19 protein-coding genes are annotated in these 23,624 nt (G+C 56.3%); 5 read left to right on the forward strand and 14 right to left on the reverse strand.

Going from position 1 to position 23,624, the window contains the following annotated elements; genetic code table 11:
* Nucleotides 1-272: 272 nt before the first annotated feature.
* From FN806_RS15750 to FN806_RS15765, 4 genes are all read right to left on the reverse strand, one after another.
* Nucleotides 273-1,376, reverse strand: a complete 1,104-nt coding sequence (locus FN806_RS15750; RefSeq protein WP_142638842.1) for a glycine cleavage T C-terminal barrel domain-containing protein — start codon at nucleotides 1,374-1,376, stop codon at nucleotides 273-275.
* 103 nt (nucleotides 1,377-1,479) lie between these two features.
* Nucleotides 1,480-3,057, reverse strand: coding sequence for an ABC transporter substrate-binding protein (locus FN806_RS15755; protein WP_185956725.1), 1,578 nt, complete (start codon nucleotides 3,055-3,057; stop codon nucleotides 1,480-1,482).
* A gap of 120 nt (nucleotides 3,058-3,177) precedes the next feature.
* A complete protein-coding gene (locus tag FN806_RS15760; protein ID WP_142638846.1) occupies nucleotides 3,178-4,362 on the reverse strand; it encodes an acetyl-CoA C-acyltransferase in 1,185 nt (394 codons plus the stop codon).
* A 16-nt stretch (nucleotides 4,363-4,378) separates the two neighbouring features.
* Entirely contained in the window at nucleotides 4,379-5,977 is a 1,599-nt protein-coding gene (locus tag FN806_RS15765; protein ID WP_246097267.1) for a fatty acid--CoA ligase, read from the reverse strand.
* Between the two features lie 194 nt (nucleotides 5,978-6,171).
* Between FN806_RS15765 and FN806_RS15770 the strand changes: the two genes are divergently transcribed.
* Genes FN806_RS15770 through FN806_RS15780 form a run of 3 tightly spaced genes read left to right on the forward strand, consistent with a single transcriptional unit; the run spans nucleotide 6,172 to nucleotide 9,775 of the window.
* Nucleotides 6,172-7,119, forward strand: coding sequence for an ABC transporter permease (locus FN806_RS15770; RefSeq protein WP_142638850.1), 948 nt, complete (start codon nucleotides 6,172-6,174; stop codon nucleotides 7,117-7,119).
* Nucleotides 7,116-7,991: an ABC transporter permease gene (locus FN806_RS15775; RefSeq protein ID WP_142638852.1), complete on the forward strand. Its 876-nt coding sequence runs from the start codon at nucleotides 7,116-7,118 to the stop codon at nucleotides 7,989-7,991. The genes FN806_RS15770 and FN806_RS15775 overlap by 4 nt, the downstream gene beginning before the upstream one ends.
* Nucleotides 7,988-9,775, forward strand: coding sequence for an ABC transporter ATP-binding protein (locus tag FN806_RS15780; RefSeq protein ID WP_142638855.1), 1,788 nt, complete (start codon nucleotides 7,988-7,990; stop codon nucleotides 9,773-9,775). Before FN806_RS15775 ends, FN806_RS15780 begins: the two co-directional genes overlap by 4 nt.
* A gap of 7 nt (nucleotides 9,776-9,782) precedes the next feature.
* Here the strand turns inward: FN806_RS15780 and FN806_RS15785 are convergent, their stop codons facing one another.
* Nucleotides 9,783-10,982 carry a serine hydrolase domain-containing protein gene (locus FN806_RS15785; protein ID WP_246097268.1) on the reverse strand — a complete coding sequence of 400 codons (1,200 nt, stop codon included), beginning with the start codon at nucleotides 10,980-10,982 and terminating at the stop codon, nucleotides 9,783-9,785.
* Between the two features lie 93 nt (nucleotides 10,983-11,075).
* On the opposite strand from FN806_RS15785, the gene gcvA reads away from it, so the two are divergent.
* Nucleotides 11,076-12,020, forward strand: a complete 945-nt coding sequence (gene gcvA / locus FN806_RS15790) for a transcriptional regulator GcvA (protein ID WP_246097269.1) — start codon at nucleotides 11,076-11,078, stop codon at nucleotides 12,018-12,020.
* Here the strand turns inward: gcvA and FN806_RS15795 are convergent.
* The 9 genes from FN806_RS15795 to FN806_RS15835 all read right to left on the reverse strand — a co-directional run bounded on the left by FN806_RS15795 (nucleotide 12,008) and on the right by FN806_RS15835 (nucleotide 22,353).
* Complete coding sequence (locus FN806_RS15795; protein WP_142638857.1) at nucleotides 12,008-12,772, reverse strand: SDR family NAD(P)-dependent oxidoreductase; 765 nt, start codon at nucleotides 12,770-12,772, stop codon at nucleotides 12,008-12,010. The two genes, gcvA and FN806_RS15795, sit on opposite strands and share 13 nt — an antisense overlap.
* A 407-nt stretch (nucleotides 12,773-13,179) precedes the next feature.
* Nucleotides 13,180-14,193, reverse strand: a complete 1,014-nt coding sequence (locus tag FN806_RS15800) for a serine hydrolase (protein ID WP_246097270.1) — start codon at nucleotides 14,191-14,193, stop codon at nucleotides 13,180-13,182.
* A gap of 125 nt (nucleotides 14,194-14,318) precedes the next feature.
* The gene (locus FN806_RS15805) at nucleotides 14,319-16,409 is read right to left on the reverse strand and encodes an acetate--CoA ligase family protein (protein WP_142638861.1); all 2,091 of its coding nucleotides are present in this window, start codon (nucleotides 16,407-16,409) and stop codon (nucleotides 14,319-14,321) included.
* The gene (locus FN806_RS15810) at nucleotides 16,406-17,566 is read right to left on the reverse strand and encodes an acyl-CoA dehydrogenase family protein (protein WP_058280326.1); all 1,161 of its coding nucleotides are present in this window, start codon (nucleotides 17,564-17,566) and stop codon (nucleotides 16,406-16,408) included. The genes FN806_RS15805 and FN806_RS15810 overlap by 4 nt, the downstream gene beginning before the upstream one ends.
* A gap of 11 nt (nucleotides 17,567-17,577) precedes the next feature.
* On the reverse strand, nucleotides 17,578-18,375 hold the full coding sequence (locus FN806_RS15815; protein ID WP_058279878.1) for an ABC transporter permease: 798 nt from the start codon (nucleotides 18,373-18,375) through the stop codon (nucleotides 17,578-17,580).
* Nucleotides 18,372-19,220 (reverse strand): ABC transporter permease, encoded by an 849-nt coding sequence (locus FN806_RS15820; protein WP_058279877.1) that lies wholly within the window; start codon nucleotides 19,218-19,220, stop codon nucleotides 18,372-18,374. Before FN806_RS15820 ends, FN806_RS15815 begins: the two co-directional genes overlap by 4 nt.
* 65 nt (nucleotides 19,221-19,285) lie before the next feature.
* Entirely contained in the window at nucleotides 19,286-20,392 is a 1,107-nt protein-coding gene (locus tag FN806_RS15825; protein ID WP_058279876.1) for an extracellular solute-binding protein, read from the reverse strand.
* Between the two features lie 76 nt (nucleotides 20,393-20,468).
* Nucleotides 20,469-21,470, reverse strand: coding sequence for an ABC transporter ATP-binding protein (locus FN806_RS15830; RefSeq protein WP_082643491.1), 1,002 nt, complete (start codon nucleotides 21,468-21,470; stop codon nucleotides 20,469-20,471).
* Nucleotides 21,463-22,353, reverse strand: coding sequence for a beta-keto acid cleavage family enzyme (locus FN806_RS15835; RefSeq protein WP_058279875.1), 891 nt, complete (start codon nucleotides 22,351-22,353; stop codon nucleotides 21,463-21,465). Before FN806_RS15835 ends, FN806_RS15830 begins: the two co-directional genes overlap by 8 nt.
* A 119-nt stretch (nucleotides 22,354-22,472) precedes the next feature.
* Here FN806_RS15835 and FN806_RS15840 point away from each other — a divergent pair, with 119 nt between their 5' ends.
* Nucleotides 22,473-23,543, forward strand: a complete 1,071-nt coding sequence (locus FN806_RS15840) for a GlxA family transcriptional regulator (protein ID WP_058279874.1) — start codon at nucleotides 22,473-22,475, stop codon at nucleotides 23,541-23,543.
* Nucleotides 23,544-23,624 lie beyond the last annotated feature (81 nt).

Here is a 23,624-nt window from a genome sequence, read left to right on the forward strand (position 1 = left end):
TGTTGGTTTTGTCTCTGGGCTAAAAACTGGTCAGTCAGCGCCGTTAGCGACCCGTCGGCTTCTCGCTCCGCGCCATTGAACTTGCTAGTGGTCGAAAAATTCTACCTAGACGTGGTGATCTGCACCACTGGCGATGGAGCAGATCTGGATGAGTTCTTCGGCCACATGAGTGTGTGGGACAACAAGGGTTGGGCGACCCGACGAAAAGCACATCGGTTCATTGAATAATCGGAATTTGCCCTTTCGTTTTGGTGACCAGGTCCGTCGTGCTCTCAGAGAAAAGGCAACTCGCAAAGCGTTCCGCCAACCGGTCCAGCGCCACGTTTTACCGTGACCCTGTCGCCGGGTTCGGCATCGACCGAGACCAAAGCAAAGCCGATATTCTTTTTCATCCGGAAAGACCAGGCGCACGTCGTCAAATCACCAATTTTTACCCCCCCTTTCTCTATGTCGTTCCAAGTGAATTCTGGATTTGCAGGACTGCCAGCGTCCAGTACAACCCCCAACTGATGCCGTTTCGGCCCCTCATCCGCAATACGGCGCAACGCATCGATCCCAATCGTGTCGTCAGGCACATGCAAGTCCACATATTTGCCCATGCGGACTTCGTAGGGATTGGTCTGTCCATCGGTGTCGCCTCCATAGGAAACGAGACCGCTCTCGACTCGCTCACTCCAGTTGGGGTTCCCTGGACCAATACCGTGTGGCTGGCCGGCCTCTTTGACGATGTTCCAGAGTGCAGTGCCTTTGGCACTATCCATCAGGTAAATCTCGAACCCACCTTGTTTGGACCAGCCCGACCGGGCGACGGCGACCGGAATACCGTCAATTTCGGTTTCCCGGAACCAGAAGTATTTCAGGTCTCGCACCCAATCACCAAAGATCGAGGCAACCACAGTTTCCGCCTTGGGACCCTGCACGGCCAGAGGTGAGACATCAGGCTCACTGACTTCCACATCCAATCCGCGCTCCCGTGCGACGGCTTCGGCCCAGAACCAGATATTGCTGTCCGCGATAGACAGCCAGTAGCGGTCTTGGTCCAGCTTCAGCAGGATTGGATCGTTGATAAGCACGCCATGATGGTTGCAAAGTGGAACATACTTGCCTTGGCCCATCTTGCATTTTGACAGGTCTCGCGGCGCAAGGATTTGCGCCAGACGCCCGGCATCTGGGCCCTTTAGCTGCACTTGCCGCTCTACCGCAACATCCCACATCGAGACATCGTTGATGATGCGCCAGTACTCCTCCTCTGGGCTGCCATAGGAGGTCGGCATCAACATGTGATTGTAAGTTGTCATGGCACACACACCATCGACCAAGGTGGCCTCATAGAAGGGTGATGTGCGCAGACGCGTGGACGGAGAAATAGAGAACATGGCTTGATCGCGATTTAAGGGAGACAAGAGAAGGCCGCCGGTCCGGGTGGAACCGGCGACCCAAGTTCAGTTGACTGGTGCCACTGACGGGGAGAAAGCAGCCTTAGGTAAGCCAGATATTGCGTAGAGTCTGACCAAACCCACCAAGAGTTCCAACCGGATGGGGTGTGTACCCCATAACGTTTTGTGCTGTTGCCTCAAGTTGGTTCTGGAACACGGCGTTCACAAAGCCGCCATCGTCGTTCATCATATGCAACATGTCGCAATACATCTGCGCGCGTTTTGCCTCATCCAATTCGGCGCGGGCCGCCAGGATCATGGAATCGAATTCGTCAGAACCCCACATGGTCTCGTTCCAACTGCCACCCTTCATGTGAGCGATGGTCAGGAAGGCATCGACAGTAGGTCGAGCGTTCCAGCCCGACATGGTCATTGGTTTCTGCATCCAGGTGTGGGTCCAGTACCCGTCCGATGGGGTTTTTATCACATTTACATCTACCGCTCCCTTTGCAGATTGCTGGAAAGTCAAGGCAATGTCGTTTGCCGAATTCCCAGCAGTCTCGGACGTATGGAGGTCGAAGCCCGAAACCCCTGCCTTGTCGAAGTAGAACTTTGCCTTGTCGGGATCGTATTCGGCAGGCTTTACGTCCGGGCACCAGTACTTGTAGGTCGGGCCAATCGGTGTGTCTGCTGAAATAGTACCTATTCCCTTGAACACCTGGTTCAAAACAAGTTCGCGGTCCAACGCGTGTTTGACACCTTTACGGAAATTCGCGTCATTTGTCGGAGCGCGGTCCACCATCATCACCATGTTGGTAAACGAACCAGTCGGCGTATTGTGAAGCGTCACAGCGTCGTTGGAGTTGAGCTGATCAACAGCGAAGGCCGGAACGTCGTATACGGAGTCTACATCCCCCGCTAACAACGCGCTCAACATTGCGTTTGCGTCCGGAACAGGGATGAAATCCAAGCCATCTAGGTAAGGCTTACCGTCCTCATAGTAGTTTTCGAAACGTTCGAAAACCACTCGCTCGCCGGGAATGAATTCCATCACCTTGAACGGGCCGGAGCCAATTGCATTCGTGAAATCGCTGTGCCCGGCTGGATGGATGGACAGATGGTAGTCTGACATGATCACCGGCAGGTCTGCATTGCCGGAGGACAAGGTGATCTTTACGGTCATAGCATCGGGTGCATCGATTGCAGTGACTGTCGAAAGCAGAGCCTTGGCAGGCGATTCCGAACCCTCGGCAATGTGGCGCGACAGGCTTTCGACTACATCGGCTGAGGTGACGTTCTGACCGTTGTGGAAAACTAGGCCAGCGCGCAACTTGAATGTCCATTCGGTCGCTGCATCGTTGACACTCCATTCCTCTGCAGCGTCGCCTTCGACCTCAAGCGAGGGTAGCAAACGAGTCAATCGCTGGTAGACGCAATTGCCGTAGACTGCATCCGAAGTATCCGTCATCCTGACGGGCTCTAGGGTATCATCGGTGTTGCCCTGCGCGATCCGCAGCCAGCCACCGCGTGTTGGCGACTGAGCGTATGCGGGACCAGCCTGGGCAAGAATGCTGCTGGCTGTGGGCACCAATAAACCAAAAGCGCCTGCGCGTTTGAAAAAACCGCGACGACTGAGCGATCCCGCCTTATATTGGCGTACCAAGCTATCGATGTCGGACATTTTTTCCTCCCAGATGACCGATGCGGGTTGCACCCGCTGTTCATCGAAGTTTGAGCGGACGGCACCCTGTACACAAACAACCGATTCCATGACATTGCCATAACTGAGGTTATGGAAATGTCAGCAGACTTCGAAAAGCCCAGCCGCACCCATACCACCGCCAACGCACATGGTGACGACCACATATCGAACCCCGCGCCGCTTCGCCTCAATCAACGCGTGGCCAACCAACCGGGAGCCAGTCATTCCATAGGGGTGACCGACGGAAATCGCGCCGCCATTCACGTTTAGCCTTTCGGGGTCAACACCCAGCTGATCCCGGCAGGGAATGGCCTGGGCTGCGAATGCCTCGTTCAATTCCCAAAGACCAACGTCATCCACTTTCAATCCGGCACGCTCCAGTAGCTTTGGAACAGCATAAACTGGTCCCATGCCCATCTCCTCCGGAGCGCAACCTGCCACAGCAAGGCCCCGGTATACGCCTAGTGGAGCGACGCCGCGCCGTTCGGCCATACGGGCCGACATCAGCACACAGGCCGATGCCCCGTCGGACAATTGGCTCGCGTTTCCTGCGGTCACGACACCGGCTTCAACAACCGGCTTCAGCCCCGCAAGCGTTTCGATTGTCGTTCCCGGCCGGTTGCCTTCGTCCTGCCTAACCGTAACGGATTCTTCGGTAATTTCGCCAGATTCACGGTTTTTGACCAGCTTGGTCGCTGTTACAGGTACGATTTCATCGTCGAATGCTCCTGCAGCCTGGGCGGCGGCCGTGCGTGTTTGCGACAGTGCCGCGAATTCATCCTGTGCCTCACGAGTTACCCCGTGCAGACGCGCTACATTTTCGGCGGTTACAAGCATCGGCATATACGCGTGCTCTGAGGCTTGGACTACGGCTGGGTCTTTTTCGTCCATGACCCAGTCGAAATACCTGGCCTGCACCGCGGAAATGTTCTCTTGTCCTCCCGCCACGACAATGCCCATTCCGTCGACCGAAATCTGTTTTGCCGCTGTGGCAATGGCCATCAGGCCCGAGGCACATTGACGATCGAGAGTCTGGGCTGCAGCCGTTGCCGGGAGACCACCTGCAAGCGCTGCCAGGCGGGCGATGTTCAGGCCGGCAGTCCCAGCGGTCAGGACCGATCCCAGCACCACATCTTCTACCTCTGCTGGATCGATACCGGCCCGACTGACGGCGGCTCGTATGGCGTGTCCAGCGAGTGTCGGCGACTTCGAGTTATTGAAGGCACCCTTGAAAGCCAACCCTATGGGTGTTCGAGCGGTTGATACGACAACGACATCTTTCATATCACGAACCTTCCTATTAGATGAACCGGGCCCTAAGGGCCTTCTTGTCCAGTTTGCCAACCGACGTTCTTGGCAAGCTGTCGGTAAATTCAATCCGGTCTGGGATCGCCCATTTCGAAATCGCCCCTTGGTCAACCGCCACATCGAACGCCATACGAAGACGGTCGTAGGTTTTTTCGGTTTCATCACAGCAGGTAACAATCAGCATAGGGCGTTCCCCCCATTTCGTGTCTGGAACGCCAATGGCGGCCGCTTCACTCACACCTTCAACGGTGCTCGCTAGGTTTTCCAATTCAAGCGAAGACACCCATTCGCCTCCGGTCTTGATCACATCTTTAACCCGGTCGGAGATCCGCAACGTGCCCGTTTCGTCGATGAACCCGACATCTCCAGTATGCAGCCAGCCGCCTTGCCAAAGTGCCTCCGTCCCGGCCTCGTTTTTCAGATAACCTTGAGTTAGCCAGGGCGCGCGCGCCACAATTTCTCCCGTCGTCCTTCCATCGCGAGGGGCATCGTTCATATCCCCATCAACCACACGGATTTGCACAAATGGCGCGGGTTTTCCTGTTGCAATCCGAGCGCTCAGCGGTGTTTGCGGGTCCCGCGTGGCCATCATGTCCGCCACTGTCAGGAACGGACAGGTCTCTGACATGCCATAGGCAGCGTGCACGTCAACTCCGTGCTCTAATGCCTGCCTTGCCAGACCTTCGGACAGAGCAGAACCGCCTATGATGACCTTCCAGTTGCTGAGATCTGTTTGCGCGACTTCAGGTGCATTCAGAAGCATCGCAAGTATCGTCGGTACACAATGCGAGAACGTAACACCGTGCTTTTCGATTAGCCCCAACAGGCGGGCGGGATCGTAACGACCAGGATAGACTTGTTTAAGGCCCATCAATGTGGCGACATAGGGTATGCCCCAACCATGCACATGAAACAGCGGGGTTATCGGCATGTAGACATCGCTCCGGTTCAGCCCGCCGCCAGGTACCGGGCCTAACCCGGCCGCGACCGCCATTGTGTGCAAAACCAGTTGGCGCTGGGAGTAGCTGACCCCCTTGGGATCACCTGTGGTACCGGTCGTGTAGAAAAGCGTCGCTCGGATATTCTCGTCAAAATCCGGGAATTCTTGCTCCGGTTCGCACTGCTGCAGCAGGGCCTCGTACTCGCCTTCCGAGGACTCCACCTCGGGGAACACCCCATCGTCGCTGAGGATTACCAACCGCCAAGGCCGCTCGATCCGCTCAGAGATCTCGAGTAGAAGTGGCAAAAAGTCGACGTGGCACAGGATTACGTCGTCCTCTGCATGGTTGATCGTGTAGAGGATCTGATCCGGCGACAATCGGATGTTCACGGTATGCAGCGTGGCCCCGATCATCGGAATAGCAAAGAAACACTCGAGATACCGATGGCTGTCCCAATCCAGAACGGCCACAACGCTACCCTCACCCACGCCAAGTGAGCGCAACGCCCCTGCAGCCTGGCCGACGCGCCTGGCAAAAGTGCGGTAGTCATACCGCTTCGTATCGGCGTGTACGATCTCCTGATCTGGCGTGTTTGCCAGCGGCGTGGCGAGGATTTGCTTGATCAACAATGGGTAGGAATAGGCAGTCATGGGCATCTCCGATCGCCCCAGTCTTTGCGTTCTCCAGCCCTGCGGAACAAACAACAAAATCTCGGTCTTTGCCCAAACAAAAGAATACACATGCCTTTGCTATAACCAAAACGACCCCAATCTGGTCGCTATGGTTGTTTGTCTCGCTTCAAGCTTGCGCCGAATATGCCGGAAGCCTTGAAGGGAGGACCAAGGTGTACCGAATTATTCTGACCCGCCTGGCTCAGGGTTTACTAACCTTGCTCCTTGCTTCCATCATTATCTTCGGCGCGACGGAAATCCTTCCGGGCGACGTTGCTGAAGCCATTCTAGGACAAAGCCGCACCGAAGAATCGCTTGCCGCGCTTCGCGAAGAGATGGGACTCAACCGCCCTGCAGTAGTGCGTTATCTCGATTGGCTGGGCGGTATGATTCAAGGGGATCTGGGGACATCATTGGCCACCAAGCGACCTGTGGCTGACATGATAGAAAGCCGTATGTGGAACACTCTGCGGCTTGCGCTTTTGGCAGCGGCAATCTCGGTTCCGATGTCTTTGGCTCTTGGCCTTTGGTCTGCGATGCGCGCCGGTGGCCGGATCGACAAAACTCTTGCCATGACCACACTTGCGTTGATTGCAGTGCCTGAATTCTTCATTGGTCTCATTCTGATGAAAGTTTTTGCAGTCGAACTAAAGTGGCTCTCCGCGTCGGCCAACACGCGGCCCTACTTTGATTTCTGGCAGAATGTCCGGGCCTTGGCTCTCCCCGTGGCCACCCTCAGTTTTGCCGTTCTGGCGCACATGATGCGGATGACACGTTCGTCCGTCATCAACATCTTCACCTCCCCATACTTGGAGATGGCAGCACTCAAGGGCTTGCCCAAGCGTAGGCTGGTTTTGCGCCACGCGCTGCCTAACGCGCTGTCGCCGATCTTCACGGTTATTGCACTTAATCTGAGTTACATGGTGTCTGGTGTCATTATCGTTGAAACCGTGTTTGGCGTACCCGGCTTAACGCGGCTTCTGGTCGACGGTGTCACTCTGAGGGACATTCCACTCATCCAGGCCTGTGCAATGATTTTTGGCACTGTCTATATCCTTCTGAATCTACTGGCCGACGTCCTGTCCATCATGGCGAACCCGCGCTTAAGGTACCCAAAATGAGCGAAGCAACCGATATCCCCACTCCCCGGGCCTCCGTCTTTGCGGGCCTGCGCCTGACCTGGACTGCAGGTATTGCCGGCGCGGTGCTGCTGTTCTGGCTCATCCTTGCGTTTTTTGGGCCATGGATCGCACCCCATGGTGAAGCCGAAATCATCTCAGGCCAGACCTTTGCACCAATAGGCGAAGGCGGTTTGCTGGGTACTGACAAGCTGGGACGAGATGTATTGTCCCGCCTGATCTATGGAGTACGTACAACGCTGTTGCTGGCGCTTGTCACCACCATGATCTCTTTTTTATTCGGCGTCGCACTCGGTTTTGCCGCCGCGATTCTGAGAGGCTGGTTCGATATCGTAGTAAGCCGCGTTGTCGAGGCATTCATGGCTTTCCCCTCCACCCTATTGGCTTTGGTTGTCATAGGCGCCTTCGGTACTTCTATCACAGTGCTTGTTCTGACTGTTGGGTTGGTCCTCTCGACCAGCGTATTCCGTGTCTCTCGAGCACTTGGTTATGACATCGGCGTTATGGATTTTGTCGAGGCTGCCCGTGCGCGGGGCGAAGGCACCTGGTGGATTCTGACACGTGAGATCTTACCCAATTCCATGGCCCCCTTGATTGCCGAGTTTGGCCTTCGATTCACCTTTTCGATCCTGTTCCTTTCGGGCCTGTCGTTTCTTGGCCTAGGAGTGCAAGAACCTGCGGCCGACTGGGGGCTCATGGTGCAGGAAAACGTGGGTGGGCTGTTCCTCGGTTCGTCCGCAGCGCTTATACCAGCTGCATGCATTGCCTCCTTGACCGTTTCCATGAACCTGCTTGTTGACTGGTTCCAACAGCGCCAGCAAGGCGAAACTGTTCTGGAGAAGATCGACCAATGACCGACATTCTGACCATTAAGGACCTGCGCGTCGAGGGACGCCCCCCAGGCGGTAACTATGTGCCAATTGTCAAGGGCGTGTCCATGAGCGTCGCCAAGGGCGAGGTGTTGGCACTCATTGGCGAAAGCGGCTCGGGCAAATCTACGATCTCTCTGGCATCAATGGGCTTTGCCCGCCCCGGCTGTCGCATCTCAGGGGGTGAAGTCTGGCTGAACGGACGGGACATTATGAAATTACCCCCACGCGACCGCCACAGCTTGCGCGGGGACGAAGTGTCTTACGTGGCACAATCGGCGGCAGCCAGCTTCAATCCTGCGCTTAGGATCGGCAAGCAAGTTGTCGAGGCACCTCTTTGGCATGGCACCGGAGATGCCGAAACTCTGACCGCGAATGCAATAGAGCTTTACCGCAAACTTGACTTGCCCGCCGCGGAAACCGTCGGCGACAAGTTTCCACATCAGGTTTCGGGCGGTCAGTTGCAGCGCTTGATGGCTGCAATGGCCATGTCCTGTGGACCCGACCTTCTGATACTCGACGAACCCACCACTGCGCTTGACGTAACGACCCAGATCGAGGTGCTGAAAGCCTTTAAGGACATTATCCGCGATCAGGGTACCGCCGCGATTTATGTCACACATGATCTCGCCGTAGTCTCGCAGGTGGCTGACCGAATTCTAGTGCTAAAAAACGGCGAGATGGTCGAGGAAGGCACAACGGATCAGATCTTGCATCACCCACAGCACGAGTACACTCGCACACTGATGGAGGCTGTCCGTCCTGCTCCACACTTGGTGGATCACGTGGAGACAGATCTGACTCAGAGGCCGGTGATTTCGGCACGGAACGTGACTGCGGGTTATGGAGCTCTGACCATTCTCTCTGATGTATCCGTCGATGTACCTGCCGCTTCGGTCGTGGGCGTAATTGGCGAAAGTGGTTGTGGAAAAAGCACACTTGCCCGAGTTGTTGCGGGCCTCACACCGTTAAAGGGCGGAGAAGTCCAACTCGATGGCAATACCGCCGCTCCAGCAGTGAAGGATCGGTCGATCGAAACGCTCAAGGATTGCCAGATCGTCTTTCAAATGGCTGACACGGCGCTAAATCCTCGGCAACGGATCAGCGATATCCTGGGCCGTCCTCTGGAATTCTATCTGAACCTCAAGGGGCGCGCACGCGCGCAGAAGGTCGGCGACCTTTTGGAACTGGTCGATCTTCCTCGCGATTTCGCCTCCCGCTATCCCGGAGAGCTGTCTGGTGGGCAAAAGCAACGCATTAATCTCGCTCGCGCGCTTGCCGCCGAGCCCAAGGTGATCCTTTGTGACGAGGTGACTTCGGCGCTGGACACCGTGGTGGCCGCAGGTGTGATCGAACTCCTGAAATCGCTGAAGGACAAACTGGGCGTCGCCTACATGTTCATCAGTCACGATCTTTCCACCGTAGCTTCTTTCGCCGATGAGGTGGTTGTACTATATGCCGGACGTGTCGTCGAAAAGGGACCATCAAAAGCGGTTTTTCGCCCGCCTTTTCACCCCTACACAAAGCTGTTGCTATCTTCGGTGCCCGAGATGCGCCAAGGCTGGCTGGAAGGCGTGGCAGATACAAGCGAGGCAAAGGCGGCTAGCGCTGGCAGCGTCGAAATCGGTGCGCGGGGCTGCCCCTTCGCCAACCGCTGCACCCATATCATTGCGGGAACATGTGATACTCGGACTCCACCTTTGCATGACCTACCCGGTGGATTGAGCATCGCTTGCCATTTGACCCAGACGAACCTGCCCCTGGACTGACGTCGCCTCAGTCCGCCAGCGCCTGGTAACTCAGAACTCTCAGCTCACGGCGCAGGGTATAGGCGCTCGAAGGAATTAGCTGCGTCATAAGTATCACAGTCATCTCCTCGATCGGGTCCACCCAAAAGGCGGTCGAGGCCATACCGCCCCAGGCAAATTCACCGGGTGAGCCGATGATCTTGGCCCGCGCCGGGTCTAACATCACCGACACACCGAGTCCGAAGCCAACCCCCTCAAAGGTAGTTTCGCTGAAATGAGCCTGTCCCCGGCTCGCCAAATCGCCGCCCATGTGATTGCATACCATTAGATCAAAAGCTTTGCGCCCCAGTAACCTGCCTCCGTCACATCTGCCGCGCCGAAGAAGCATCGTTGCAAAACGCTGGTAGTCGTCCATTGTGGAGAGCAACCCACCGCCCCCGCTTTCCAAGGTAACCGGCGCAATGAAACCTTTCTGATCATCAGAAGCAACAAAGCCGCCTGGCGCGCGGTCATAGAGCGTGGCCAAGCGGCCAGACTTATCGGCCGATACGGCGAAGCCTGTGTCCACCATTCCGAGCGGATCAAAGATCCGTGTCTTAAGAAATTCGCCGAGAGGCTGACCACTGATAACCTCGATCAAATGGCCGAGAACATCCGTCGAAAGGCCATAAAACCAACGGTCACCCGGCTGAAAGGCCAAGGGAAAACTCGCTAGCACTTCAACAGCTTCCGCCATCGTCGTAAGACCTCTGTCAAAGTCGAGACCGCTATCCGAAAGGGCACGCTCCAGCTCGTTTCCCTGCGGATCACCATAGACGATCCCCGCCTGGTGTGTGAGAAGATCATGGATTGTAATACCCCGGTCAGCTGGCTCGGTCTCGTTCAGAGTGTGACCAGGACCCTTCCAGACCTGCGGGTTTGCGAAATCTGGGAGAAAGTCGCAAACAGGCTGATCCAGTTGAAACGCCCCTTCTTCATAGAGCATAAGCAGGGCGAGCGAGGTCACAGGTTTGGTCATCGAATAGATGCGCCAAATAGTATCAGGTAATACAGGCCGCTTCGACTTTGCATCGGCAAATCCCGCACGCTCCGAAAAACATATCTTTCCCCGGCGAAATATTTGCACAGCCAGACCAGAAAGGCGTCCGTCATGCACATGGGCGTTCATCCAATTGGTGATGCGCGACAGCTTAATCGGGTCTAATCCCAAGGTATCTTCTGGTTGCAAGTCGTCAGCTCCATATTGTCTCAACGTCAATCTGCACCGAGATTCTCTTGGCGTTCAAGCGATAGATAATCTATCTATAACCTAACTGAAATTATGCTTGAGTTGGCCATGAGTACACGGCGACTTCCCCACCTGACCTGGCTGCGCGCATTCGAAGCGTCGGCCAGGCATCTGAGCTTTACCCATGCGGCGCAGGAACTGAACCTGACACAAGCAGCGATCAGCAAACAAGTGAAATTGCTGGAGCATTACTTGCGCGAGCCACTTTTTGAGCGCAAACCCAGAAGTCTGGTCCTGACCAAAGTGGGCGCCGCCTATCTACCGAAGGTCAGAGACGGCTTTGAGCGCCTGGCCGCGGGAACCGAGGAAGTGTTTGGCCTGCGGCGCTCCGAAGTCCTGACCGTGCGGGCGCCGGTCGGGTATTCAGTTAACTGGATCGCGCCGCGACTTCAGGGATTCTTTGACTGCCACCCGGACACTGAAGTGCGTCTGGTCTCAAGTGTATGGGGAGATCAGTTCGACAATGAGCGGTTTGATCTCGATATCCAATACGGCACAGGGAAGTGGCCAGGATACAAAGCCGACCGGTTAACTTGGGAGGTGATCAAACCGGTTTGCTCTCCAATTTTGCTTGAGGGTTCCAAAGCGATCCGCAAACCAGATGATCTTGCCCACCATCGCCTGCTACACGTGCTCGGTTACGAGGAGGGTTGGGCTGACTGGTTGCGTTATGCAAAGGCAAGAGGTGTCAACTCGGGCCAGGGGTTACAGTTCGACACCTCGCTGCTTGCTTTCGAGTTTGCCTCTCGTGGTGGCGGTGTAGCTTTAGCACGGTCCTCAATGTGCGGCGTCGAGATCGAGCGCGGACGACTTGTTGAACCCTTCGAGCTCGAAGCGCCCCTGCAGGAGGCTTTCTACTTGATCGCACCGGAAGCGGATCGCGACCATCCTGATGCCCAAAATTTTCGCGAGTGGCTGATCGAGACGTCAGAAAACGACCTCGAAAACAAGCGCATTCGAGAGACCTATCCGGCTTGAAGCCGCACGCCTGCGTCAAGACGAATGGTCTCGCCGTTCAGCATTGGGTTTTGTATGATGTTAACGGCAAGGCGCCCAAATTCCGCGGGCTCGCCAAACCTGTTTGGAAACATCCGGCCATCTAGCATCCCGTCGATTACCTCCTGCGGAATATGATCAGCGATCGGAGTGCGAAACAATCCGGGCGCAATTGTCATGACCCGCACTCCGCGGGGCATGAATTCACGGGCGGCCTGCAATGTCAGACTGGCAATCGCGCCCTTTGAAGCCACATAAGCCCCCTGCCCAATTTGACCCTCGATTGAAGTAATCGAGCCTGTGTTGATGATAATCCCGCGCTCGCCATCTTGATTGAGCGGCTCCTGCTGCATCATCCGGGCTGCGCATTTCGTCATGACGCTGACGGTTCCCATCAGGTTGACGTTGATCACCCTCGCGAAAGCTTCCATATCAACTGGACCGTCCCGTCCGACAAGTCGCATACCGCCGGGGATGCCCGCACAGTTGACAACTATGCGAATTGGTCCGCTCCGGTCTTCGGCCAGATCCAAAGCGGCCTCGACCGCAGAACTGTTGATAACATCACAACCTACGCCAAGCGCGCCGATTTCCGCTGCCGCGTTTTTTACCCGAACTTCATCGAGGTCCAGCAAGGTAACTCGTGCTCCGGCTTTGCTGAGCGCCTGTGCAGTAGCAAGCCCCAGTCCTGATCCTGCCCCGGTCACGATCGCAGATAGTCCTTCAATATCCATGCGTGATAATCTCCGTTTGTTCAGAACTTCTTAACCCAGAACCAGAAGGTAAACATCGAAGTTCTATTTACCCTTTGGCCAACCAAAAAACACTTTGCCTCCGCGTGCAGTGCAATACGTCGGGACGGTCGGGTCACAAACCTGCGCTGTTGTTTCGAACAATTGCTCCGCGATAAGCAACTTCAGGCGGGTTTTGTCACACCCGCGACACGCCTTGTTGACAACTTCGGCAAGATATCCCGTCAGACGCAAATGCCGCGCTGAGAAGAAGTTCAGTTTAGGTGATCGAAACTGGATGATCGAAGAGTGGGTCGGATCGCTCTAAAAGATTCGGCCCAGGTCAAGGACTGCAAAGCGGCCATTCCGTGCCTTCCCCGCTGACACTTAGCTCGGCAACTGCAAACCCGTCAAATGACAGAAAGGCAGACGTCTCGAAGCGTTGTGGCCAGCTCTCCCATATAGGTGTCATCGTAACCCGAGTCATTCTCCAGCACACTTAAGAATGCACAGCTGGTGCCGGTGACCATATCCACCATGAGGAACTGCCCTCCATAGCCAGCATGACCGATAAATCGACCGTCGGTCATGGTCTGGTTTGAGTACTTGAGCCAATTCTTGGGTGATGTCATCGCTGGCGCGCGGCGGATCAGAGTTTCTTGCAGGAAACCGATGTTGGCCATAGGTCGACCGTGCAGGTCGCGGCCTTCCCGCGCCAGTAGCAACCCGAACCGCGCGAGGTCGCGCACGCTTAGACAACCGCCACCGGAAAAAGCTGGGTGCCCGTCCTTGCTGAGGCTGATGTGCAACGCGCCCTCGTATCCTGCGGCATCAGCAATCTCTTCAATTTGTTCAGCCATTGGAATGGGCGAAACCTCGGCCGCTATCAGGGTCAGGACATCCGTGTTCGCGGATTTATAGTCGGCTTGTCGCACCCCCGAGTTTGCCCTGAAACCAGTGATCGAGGCCGCAAATTCCGCAAGCGTGATTTCCTTCTCACCCTCGCCGGGCAAGCGCCAACCCAGAGCGACCTCTTCAGTATAGCAGTCGGCATCGGGGTCCGCATAATCCTCGGTGAAGTCGTTATCGACATTCATATCGAGCAAAGATTGAATGCTGGCCTCGGCATACCCGCTGCCGATACCCGGCAGATAGTCGCGGACCTGCGCGTCCAATGACAACAGCCCCTGTGCAAGCAGACGACCCATGATTAAGTGGATGTGTAGCTTTGTCACCGACTGGATGGAATGCGGCGCTGAAGTCGAAAAATCATCTGCGGCTTTTTCCAGAATGATCTTGTCGTTCTTTAAACAGCAGAACGCAGAGAACGCCGGATGGGCAAGCATTTGTTCCAGTTCAGGCACACGGGCGCACAGATTTTGCTCGGCGGCTTCCAGCTGCAAAACCTCTCTGGAACGCACCATGAGACATCGGCGGAACAGCCGATATGCGTTGTGGAACCCATGCCGGCGAAATTCCGGCTGGTTCCACCGTTGCTTGTTGTCGTCTCCAACAGCCAGATCGGGATTGGGTATGATCCTATTCCTGCTCATGACCGAGGCACCTGGATCAAGGCATCAACAGCGACGATGTGATCTGGGTAGACAAACATCGGGTTGATCTCGACCTCTGCGACCTGGCTGCGCGCCTCTAGGAACGCCGCACAAAACCGGTGCAGCGCATCCGAAATTCGCGGAATGTCCGCCTTTTGACTGCCCCGGTACCCTTCCAACAATCGAGCTACACGGAGCGAACACAATGCGCGCTCGATTTCGTCTTTTGAGGCAGGCAACAATACAGTGCGCGCGTCTCGGACCAACTCGGTCAAAACTCCGCCGCTACCAATCACCAAGCTGGGACCAAATTGCGGATCAGCACGCAGCGTGACGATCAGCTCTGCAAGCGGCTTGGGCGACATGGCTTCGATCAGGAAGCGATCCGTCACCGCCGCGCGGTCATAAGCCGCAACCGTTGCCGTCATTGCCTTGATCGCCGAGGACAGCCCCTCCGCATCCTTGATCCCCAAAGCGACCGCGCCCGCTTCGGTCTTGTGAGGTAAGCTTGGTGACATCATTTTCAGCGCGACCGGATAGCCGATATCCTGCGCAACGCCAGCTGCCTCGGCCGCGTTGCAGACATGTCCGTTTGGCACAGCAACAGCCCTTTGCCTGAGCCAGGATTTACCTTTGTCTTCGGTCAATACTACTGGGTTCGGGATAGTTGCACCGGGTCGCAAGGCAGCAGGCCGGTCAATCCTTGTCCGCGCCCTTGCTTCGGACCACCAAATTGCGTCGCGCATGGCATTCAACGTCTCATGAATACCCTGCATAGGTGCAACCCCCAGTTCTATGAGATGCCTGCGGGTTCCACGATCAAGATTTTCAGGTAAGGTCGCGCAGATCGCTGCCGGGACGGAGTGTTCCTGAGCGGCCTGCGCAAAAGCTGCAGCATCGTTCTGGTAGTAGATCTTGGACGCGTCCAACCCTTCTGCCGGGTAGTCCTGTACCAGAACAGCCAGATCCGCGTTAAGGGCCGATAGCGCCGTGGCAAAAACCGGGTAAGTCTTATCGCCCTGTCCCCAGATCGGGGTCGTATAATCCAGCGGGTTGGAAACCGTCGCAATCTCAGGCAGCAAACTGGTCAGGCTTTCCTGCCCTGCAGAGCCCACTTTGGGAAAGCACACACCAATCCTTTCCGAGTGATCTGCGAGCATCGTCGCCCCGCCCCCAGAACAGGTAAAGCCAGCGACACGCCTGCCTTGCGGCGCGCCTGCTACGCAGAGGTACTTCAGCGTTTCCAGAAACTGCGACGGGCTGGTGACGTCGATCACCCCGGTGCGATCAAACAGTGCCTGATAAAGCTCGCTCGAACCGGACAGAGAGCCGGTGTGACTGACCGTCAGAGTCGCCCCAATGGCGGAATTGCCGGTCTTTAGTGCGACAACCGGAACCCCCCGATCCAGGGCTTTCAGCGCGGCGCGTTCAAAAGCAGCAATGTCACGCAACCCTTCGACGTGCAATCCAATGGCGCGCACAGCCGGGTCTTCAGCAAAGGCATCCAGGAATTCCTCAATCCCCAAGACCGCCTGATTGCCTGCAGAAACCATGTAGGCCATTGGCAATGAACGCGCACTCATGGTGATGTCGGATGAGAACATACCGGACTGGGTAACGATCGCTGCACCGTATCCCGGCGACCAGCCGCCATGTTCAAATGACCAAAGAGCGGCATTGTCGACATAGTTGATCATGCCATAACAGTTTGGGCCGATCAGAGCCATATCACCGGCGGCTTCGATCAGATCTCGTTCCGATTGTATGTCGCCAGTTTCCTTGAAGCCCGCGGAAAAACAAACGACACCACCTGCACCCATCTGTTCCAATTCTCTCAGGGCATCAGTCACCCCGGCCGCAGGGATAGCGAGATAGACGGCATCAGGTGGCTCCGGCAGGTCCGAGATGCAGGGAACACAGCCCACGCCATCCAGATCGGCGCGTTTGGGATTAACGGCCCACATTTTCCCTTGAAATCCACGCCGACGCGCTTCGCGCACGGCAATAGTCGCATCGCGTCCGCCAATAAATGCGATATGGCGCGGCTTTAAAAGACGCTCGAGGTTTTCGCGCCGCGCCGGTGTCATGCGCCAAGAGGCCTCAGGATGGACCTGGTGATGATATGGCGCTGGATTTCGCTGGTGCCGTCCCAAATCCGCTCCAATCGGCTATCGCGCCAAAACCTTTGGATCGGCATTTCCTCCATCAGTCCCATACCACCAAATATCTGCACGGCATCATCGGCAATCTTGTTGAGCATCTCTGAGCAATAAACCTTGACCATTGCCGCATCTGCATCACCCATGACACCCGCTTCGGCGCGCGCAACGGCGTCTTGCACCATCAGATCGGCCGCGCGCAAAGTCATTGCACCGTCTGCCAGACGGAAGCCGGTGGCCTGAAACGTACCGATCGGTTTGCCGAATTGCTTGCGCGTTGCGGCCCAGTCGGTCGCCAGGTCGAGGATGCGCTCGGCCTTTCCGCAGCAGGTCGTGCCGACCCAGATGCGCCCCATGCCGAGCCACTTTCCCGACAGCTCGAGCCCGCGACCCTCTTCGCCCAGGATCTGGTCTGGACCAAGGCGCACATTGTCGAAACTCAACTCAAAAGTCTTGTAACCGCGATAGCTGACGCAATGCGTCCCTTCGCGGCAGTCGAACCCCGGAAGGCCCACATCGACCAGAAAAGCCGTCACCCGTTTGCGTGGGCCGTGTGGTGTTTCATCTGTACCAGTTGCCGCAAAGACAATCGCGAAATCCGGCATGCAGGGACCGGAGATAAAGTGCTTGGATCCATTCAGGATCCAGTCGTCCCCATCGCGTATCGCATTGGTTTTCATCCCCATGACATCCGAACCTGCGTCAGGCTCTGTCAGGGCAAAGAGCTCACGCTTTTCACCGCGCACGGCAGGATACAAGTATCGCTCGCGCTGATCCCCTTCGCAGGCCATCAGCAATTCCGTGGGGCGTGCCGCCCAGCTTTGTAGCGCATGGCTTGTGCGGCCGTATTCCCGCTCGATCAGCGACATCGGCCCATATCCCAGCCCTCCGCCGCCGACCTCTTCGGGCAGGTTGCAGGCGAAGAGGCCCAATTCATGCGACTTCGCCTCGATCTGGCGGCCGATCTCCTCGGGCACATAGCCTAGGCGATCCACCTTTTCTTCATGCGGATACATCTCTGTTTCGACAAATCGGCGAACCGTTTTGACCAGCAGGTCTGTTTCGTGACTGGTTTCCAGATTCATGGCAGCCTCATTCATTCTGCCTGAGCCCGTGCGTTTCGCCGCGACAGTACCGCAGAGACGGCAAAGGCAATCAGGGTGATGGCAATCAGGATCACGGCAGCGGCAGCCACTGTCGGATCGGTGTTTTCACGGATGCCGTTCCACATGCGGCGCGGCAGCGTGTAGACGCTGTATTTCGAGATGAACAAGGTCACCACGATTTCATCCCAGCTGAGGATAAAGGCAAAAAGCGCCCCGGCAAAAACCCCCGGCCTGATCGAAGGCAGGATCACCCGGCGCATGGTGGTCCAGTTAGAGGCCCCGAGATTCTTGGAGGCTTGTTCAAGCTTAGGATCAAACGTTGCCAAGGACGCGCTGACCGTGATCAGCACCATAGGGGCCGCCAGGATCGTATGTGCAAGTATCAAACCGGCGTAGCTGTCCAATAGACCCAGAGGGATCCATAGCCGATAAAACGCCATGGCGGAAATAATCTGCGGTATGATCAATGGAAGCAGCAGAAAGGCGCGAACCAATTCACTATATCGCGACGAAACCCGCCACAGCCCGATCGCACATAGCGTGCCCAAAAGCGTAGCCAGCGCGGAACAGGAAACGGCAATTACGCCACTTTGGAAAAAGCTCGAAAGCCATTCCTCACTGGTGAACAGCTTCTCGAAATGGCGCAGAGAATACTCTCCCTGTGGCATGGACAAAAAGCGTTTCGGCGTAAGTGAGACAGGGATGGCAATCAGGGCCGGGGTCACCAGAAACAACAGCAGCACCCAGGCTCCCACGCGGTTGAAAAACGAGAAAAGGCCCGGCTTCATCGCGCTGCCCCCCCGAACACCGTGCTCAGTTTCATGAACCGCGACATGATCCAAAGCATCACCAAAACACCAATCAGCATAATGGCCGCCAACATCGCCGCCGTGCCCCATTTCAAGGTCACCAGCAACTGAACCGAGATGTATTCCGCCACCATCAGCACCTTGCCGCCGCCCAATACCGCCGGGGTCACATAAAACCCAAGGCTGAGGATGAAGACCAACAGGGTCGAAGCCACAAGCCCCGGCATGGTCATCGGCAGGTAGACGCGCCAGAATGTCTGGCTTCCGCTGGCCCCCAGGTTGCGCGAAGCGTCCATCACCCTCTGATCAATGGATTGCATCGAGACCAGCAGTGGCAACACCGCATAGGGGATCATGTAATGCACCATTCCGATCAGAACACCCAACTCATTGCGCATGAAGGCGACGGGTTCGGCAATCAGGCCGATGTCCTCAAGCGTGACATTGACCAATCCTTTGCGTCCCAGCAGCATGAGCCAGGCGAAGGTGCGTACGAGAATGGATATCCAGAAGGACACCAATAGCAGCGTTAGCATATAGGTCTTCTGGCGCTGGTGGCAGTGGACCATCGCATAGGCGATGGAATAGCCGAATATGACGCTGAAGAGCGTTGTGATGATGCAAATGCGAACCGTGGTCCAGACAATCCGGATCAACGCATCACCCTCCGTCAGCTTGGCATAGTTGCTGAACCCGGGCTCAGGGTCTGTTACGCTCAGCCAAAGGATATTCAAGATCGGCCCGAGATAGAGCGCGACGACCATCAGCATCAAGGGCGCGATGATCAGCCATCCTGGGTGGATATGACGGTTTAAGGCTTGCATCCAAAGCTTTCGAGAGGGGTTTGGCCGCCCGATACTGCGGATCAGGCGACCAGAAGGTTGAGTCGTCAGCTAATCGCTTCGAGGAAGGCATTCACCGCGTCGCCGCCGTTTTTGCCCCACCACTCCGGATCATTGTAGACGATCTTGTCGATGTTCATGGCCGAGGTGATCGCATAAGGTTGCTGGTCTTCAGGAATCTGACCAAAGGCTTCGGGGTTCGATGGTGTCATGCCTAGGCAATCCAACAGTGCCAACTGCGCCGGAATGTCTTGCGCCGTGGCGATGAACTCCATGACAGCGGCACCCGCCGGGTTGCCCTTGGGCACGATATATGCCCCTGGCATCGCCATCGCCTGATTGTTCACCAGCTTGTATTGACCATCGGTGTCGTTTTCGATGTTGCGACCCCGGTTCTGCCAGATGATCGCCATCGAGACCTCGTTGTTGACCACCATAGAGTGAACTTCCGATCCCGAGCCCCAATAGAGGCTGTCATCCTTGATTGACTGGATCTTGTTCAGGGCCCGATCCATATCGAGCGGATAGAGATCGCTGCCAGCGACTCCATCCGCCATCAATGCGGCCTCGAGCGACCCATTTGCCCATTTGTAGAGCGCTCGGGTCCCGGGGAATTTCTCGGTATCAAAGAAATCGGCCCAGTTTTGCGGTGGATTGTCGCCGTAGGCTTCGGTGTCATACACAAAGGCATACCCGTAGAGGATGATCGACACCCCATATTCCAACGCATAGCCGGGCAGCGTTTTCTCCTTGGACACCACGGAATAGTCAATCGGCTCCAGGTGGCCGGTTGGTCCAAGTGACACGGCGTTGAACAAGTCCGCATCCGCCACGTCGGCAGTCACATTGCCACTGTCGACCATTTCCTTGATCTTACCTTCCAACGGACCAGAGGTGTCAAATTTCAAACCTTTGCCGGTTTTGGCGGTAAAGGCCTCACCGATGGCCGAGCCATGGCATTCTTCGGATTGGCCGCCCCAATTCCACATCACGACATGGTCTGCCGCCGCTTGGGCGTCGCCTGCCAGTACCGCATTCATTGCAACACCCGAAGCACCGCAAAGCGCCAGAAACGTGCGCCGGTCCATACGGCCAGCCCGGAACGCCTGGGCACTTTCGGCAAGCATTTCCTTTTTGAATTGTTTATCGTGCATTTTCTTCCTCCCATTTGATCCGGGATTTGACCCGGCTTTCGGTCGTGACGCCTCTGGGCGTTCTGTGTTGGGGTGCCTAGCCCGTTTGTAGCTCCACTGCTGCTGAATCTTTCCAAAGCAAATCCACACGCAACCCCTCTGCCAGATCAGAGGCGTTGCGCCAGACGTCGATATCGACCTCGATCTCGGCCCCTTCGTCGGTATCCACGATGATCCTCTGCATCGAGCCAAAATAGGTTATGTTGCGAATGGCACCCCTCATCCGGGCCTCGGCGTTTTCGTTGCCAGGCATCAGATCAATTTTTTCCGGGCGCAGGGCAAAGACCTTTCCGTTTTGATGAATAAAGTTCGATTTCCCGAGGAAACTGGCGGTGAACTGATTGATCGGGCGCTCGTACAGCTCTTTTGGCGTTCCGACCTGCTCGATCGCGCCGTCGCGCATGATCACAATGCGGTCAGACATCGACAGTGCCTCTTCCTGATCATGAGTGACATAGATGAAGGTAGTGCCAACGCGGCGATGAATGTCCTTGAGCTGCTCCTGCACTTCGACACGCAGCTTTTTGTCCAGCGCTCCCAGCGGTTCGTCCAGCAACAGCACAGGCGGCGCAAAGCACAAGGCACGTGCAAGGGCCACGCGTTGTTGCTGACCACCAGACAACTGCCCCGGTTTGCGATCTGCAAACTCCTGAAGCTGAACCAGCTCCAGCATCTCGTCGACACGGTTCCGAATTTCGTCGGCGGGGCGTTTACGCACGCTTAGCGCATAACCCACGTTGTCGCGAACAGTCATATGGGGGAACAGAGCATATCCTTGAAACACCATGCCGAAATTGCGCTTTTCGGCCGGCACATCCGAGATGGACGCACCGTCCAGCGCAATCTCACCTTTCGATATGTCGAGAAACCCGGCGATCATCATCAACAAGGTGGTTTTGCCCGATCCCGACGGGCCTAACAGCGTCAGGAACTCTCCGTTTCGGATATCCAGGCAGATGTCGTTGACAGCGCGGAACTGACCAAAAAACTTGGAGACATTGCGAATTTGCAAGCTACCGGTTTGGGTTGGATCAGCCATCCGCCCCCCTCAGGTTCAGTTTGTTGCGCGCCTCTTGCGGTGTCAGGATCCGCCCACCCATCCGTTCGATAATCTCTCGGGCGCGGGTGACAAGCTGGCCGTTTGTCGCCAGAACCCCGCGGTCAAGGTAGATGTTGTCCTCAAGACCGACACGCACATTCCCCCCAAGCGCGACAGCGGCAGCGGCCATCGGCATCTGCCCCCGCCCGATCCCAAAACTGGCCCAGCTGGCGCCTACGGGCAGTTGCGCCTTCATGGCCGCCATGGTTTCCACCGTTTGATCAGCCCCCCATGGAATCCCAAGGCACAACTGAAACATTGGCGGCGCATCAATCAGCCCCTCCTCCACCATTGCCTTGGCAAATCGGATATGGCCGAGATCGAAGACCTCAAGCTCGGGCTTTACGCCCCATTCCTGAACCAGCGCCGCCATCCGGCGCAGTGTCGGTGGCGTGGAAATATAGATCATGTCCGTGTCGGAAAAATTCAGCGTGCCACAATCGAGAGAGCAGATTTCAGGCAGGCATTCCTTGATATGGGCCAACCGTTCTTCTGGGCCGATCATGTCGGTGCCCGGACCGGGCATGGCGGGGTTTGAAGGATCTGAAATCCAATCGCCCCCCATACCTGCCGTAACGTTGATGACCACATCGGTATCGCTTTCACGTATTCGATCCACGATTTCCTTGAAGAGCGCCGGATCGCGCGAGCCCTGCCCCGTTTCAGGATCACGCGCATGCACATGGGCAGCAGAGGCCCCTGCCCTGGCGGCTTCGATTGCCGCATCAGCGATTTCTTTCGGAGTAACCGGCACGTGCGGGCTCTTGCCGGTCGTATCTCCTGCTCCGGTAACCGCGCAGGTCAGCACAACATCGTAGGTCATATCCGAGCCCCCCTTTACACATAGATTGAAGCGCGATTGACAGACAAAGATGTCGATTATCCGCCACAGATTGGGTTAGAGTGACGAAAAATCTGACCAAAGTCTGCTAGGCAAAACCAATGCATGTCGACATCACAACGCATATGGCTCGGGCTAAACGGCATGCCGTATTTGTCGTTGTCCCGCGCTTCAACCTGACCACGCTGATCACCATGATCGAAACCATGCGGATCGCAAATTACCTGGCGCCAGAACCGATGTTTTCCTGGGACATCGTCTCGTTCGACGGTCCTGAGATTGTTGCCAGCAATGGCATGACGACCGCAGTTGACACTGATTGCAGCAGCCTCACTCCGGCGGATTTTGTGTTTGTATTGGGCAGTTGGGGCACTGAGTACTACGAAAACACCACTTTACTTTCCTGGTTGCGAAAACGCGCACGCGCAGGCGAAACTGTTTGCGGTGTTGAATTGGGCAGCTACATCGTCGCGCGGGCAGGCTTGTTGGACGGCAAACCTGCAACTATTCACTGGTCCTGGTTAAGCGGGTTCCGGGAATCCTTTGATCGGGTCGATGTCCACGAGTGTCTGTTCACTATTGACGGCAAGGTAATGACGTGCGCGGGCGGGTTGGCCGGGGTCGATCTGATGCTAAGGCTGATTGAATCCATCAGCGACAGCGGCTTTTCGGGGGAGATTGCAGACCAGATGCTGCATCACCCCATTCGCGACGCCGCCTCACCCCAGCGCAGCACCATGGGTCGAAGCACGGAAACCATGCTGCCGTTAATCCGAGAAGCGATGACCCTGATCGAAGAAAACATAGAAGAGCCGCTCAAAGTGCCCCAAATCGCTGATGTTCTGGGTGTTTCTCAACGCCAGCTCGAACGTCAGTTCAAGAAGAATGTGGGTTGTACCGTCGTGCAATTCGGCTTGTTGCGCCGATTGCAGAATGCTCGCCTGCTGTTGATTTCGACCGACCTCAGTGTACGCGAGATTGCCACCGCATCAGGGTTCAATACACTGTCACATTTTGCCTATTCATTCGGTAAATTCTTCGGCCGGCGCCCATCCGAATACCGTGAGGCATGGCCGAAAAGCGAGCCGGCACCCAGCTGGCCCGGATCACTTTCGGATTTCTTGTCCATTTTGAACAACATCCCGGCGCAGGGTCATCCCCCGCGAGACTGACGCAGGGCATTCAGCACAGCAACTATTTCGCGATCCCGTTGGGCTGCCATGTCCTCGAAATCTCGGTCGCCGGAGACAGCG

Origin of the sequence: Ruegeria faecimaris, assembly GCF_900182615.1 — a bacterium.
GTDB lineage: Bacteria > Pseudomonadota > Alphaproteobacteria > Rhodobacterales > Rhodobacteraceae > Ruegeria > Ruegeria faecimaris.

What these genes read in the sequence shown, in the direction of transcription:
- FN806_RS15750 (WP_142638842.1), bottom strand. Translation starts at nt 1,376, where the DNA reads ATGTTCTCTATTTCTCCGTCCACGCGTCTGCGCACATCACCCTTCTAT.
- FN806_RS15755 (WP_185956725.1), bottom strand. Translation starts at nt 3,057, where the DNA reads ATGTCCGACATCGATAGCTTGGTACGCCAATATAAGGCGGGATCGCTC.
- FN806_RS15760 (WP_142638846.1), bottom strand. Translation starts at nt 4,362, where the DNA reads ATGAAAGATGTCGTTGTCGTATCAACCGCTCGAACACCCATAGGGTTG.
- FN806_RS15765 (WP_246097267.1), bottom strand. Translation starts at nt 5,977, where the DNA reads ATGACTGCCTATTCCTACCCATTGTTGATCAAGCAAATCCTCGCCACG.
- FN806_RS15775 (WP_142638852.1), top strand. Translation starts at nt 7,116, where the DNA reads ATGAGCGAAGCAACCGATATCCCCACTCCCCGGGCCTCCGTCTTTGCG.
- FN806_RS15780 (WP_142638855.1), top strand. Translation starts at nt 7,988, where the DNA reads ATGACCGACATTCTGACCATTAAGGACCTGCGCGTCGAGGGACGCCCC.
- gcvA (WP_246097269.1), top strand. Translation starts at nt 11,076, where the DNA reads ATGCTTGAGTTGGCCATGAGTACACGGCGACTTCCCCACCTGACCTGG.
- FN806_RS15795 (WP_142638857.1), bottom strand. Translation starts at nt 12,772, where the DNA reads ATGGATATTGAAGGACTATCTGCGATCGTGACCGGGGCAGGATCAGGA.
- FN806_RS15800 (WP_246097270.1), bottom strand. Translation starts at nt 14,193, where the DNA reads ATGGTGCGTTCCAGAGAGGTTTTGCAGCTGGAAGCCGCCGAGCAAAAT.
- FN806_RS15805 (WP_142638861.1), bottom strand. Translation starts at nt 16,409, where the DNA reads ATGACACCGGCGCGGCGCGAAAACCTCGAGCGTCTTTTAAAGCCGCGC.
- FN806_RS15810 (WP_058280326.1), bottom strand. Translation starts at nt 17,566, where the DNA reads ATGAATCTGGAAACCAGTCACGAAACAGACCTGCTGGTCAAAACGGTT.
- FN806_RS15815 (WP_058279878.1), bottom strand. Translation starts at nt 18,375, where the DNA reads ATGAAGCCGGGCCTTTTCTCGTTTTTCAACCGCGTGGGAGCCTGGGTG.
- FN806_RS15820 (WP_058279877.1), bottom strand. Translation starts at nt 19,220, where the DNA reads ATGCAAGCCTTAAACCGTCATATCCACCCAGGATGGCTGATCATCGCG.
- FN806_RS15825 (WP_058279876.1), bottom strand. Translation starts at nt 20,392, where the DNA reads ATGCACGATAAACAATTCAAAAAGGAAATGCTTGCCGAAAGTGCCCAG.
- FN806_RS15830 (WP_082643491.1), bottom strand. Translation starts at nt 21,470, where the DNA reads ATGGCTGATCCAACCCAAACCGGTAGCTTGCAAATTCGCAATGTCTCC.
- FN806_RS15835 (WP_058279875.1), bottom strand. Translation starts at nt 22,353, where the DNA reads ATGACCTACGATGTTGTGCTGACCTGCGCGGTTACCGGAGCAGGAGAT.
- FN806_RS15840 (WP_058279874.1), top strand. Translation starts at nt 22,473, where the DNA reads ATGCATGTCGACATCACAACGCATATGGCTCGGGCTAAACGGCATGCC.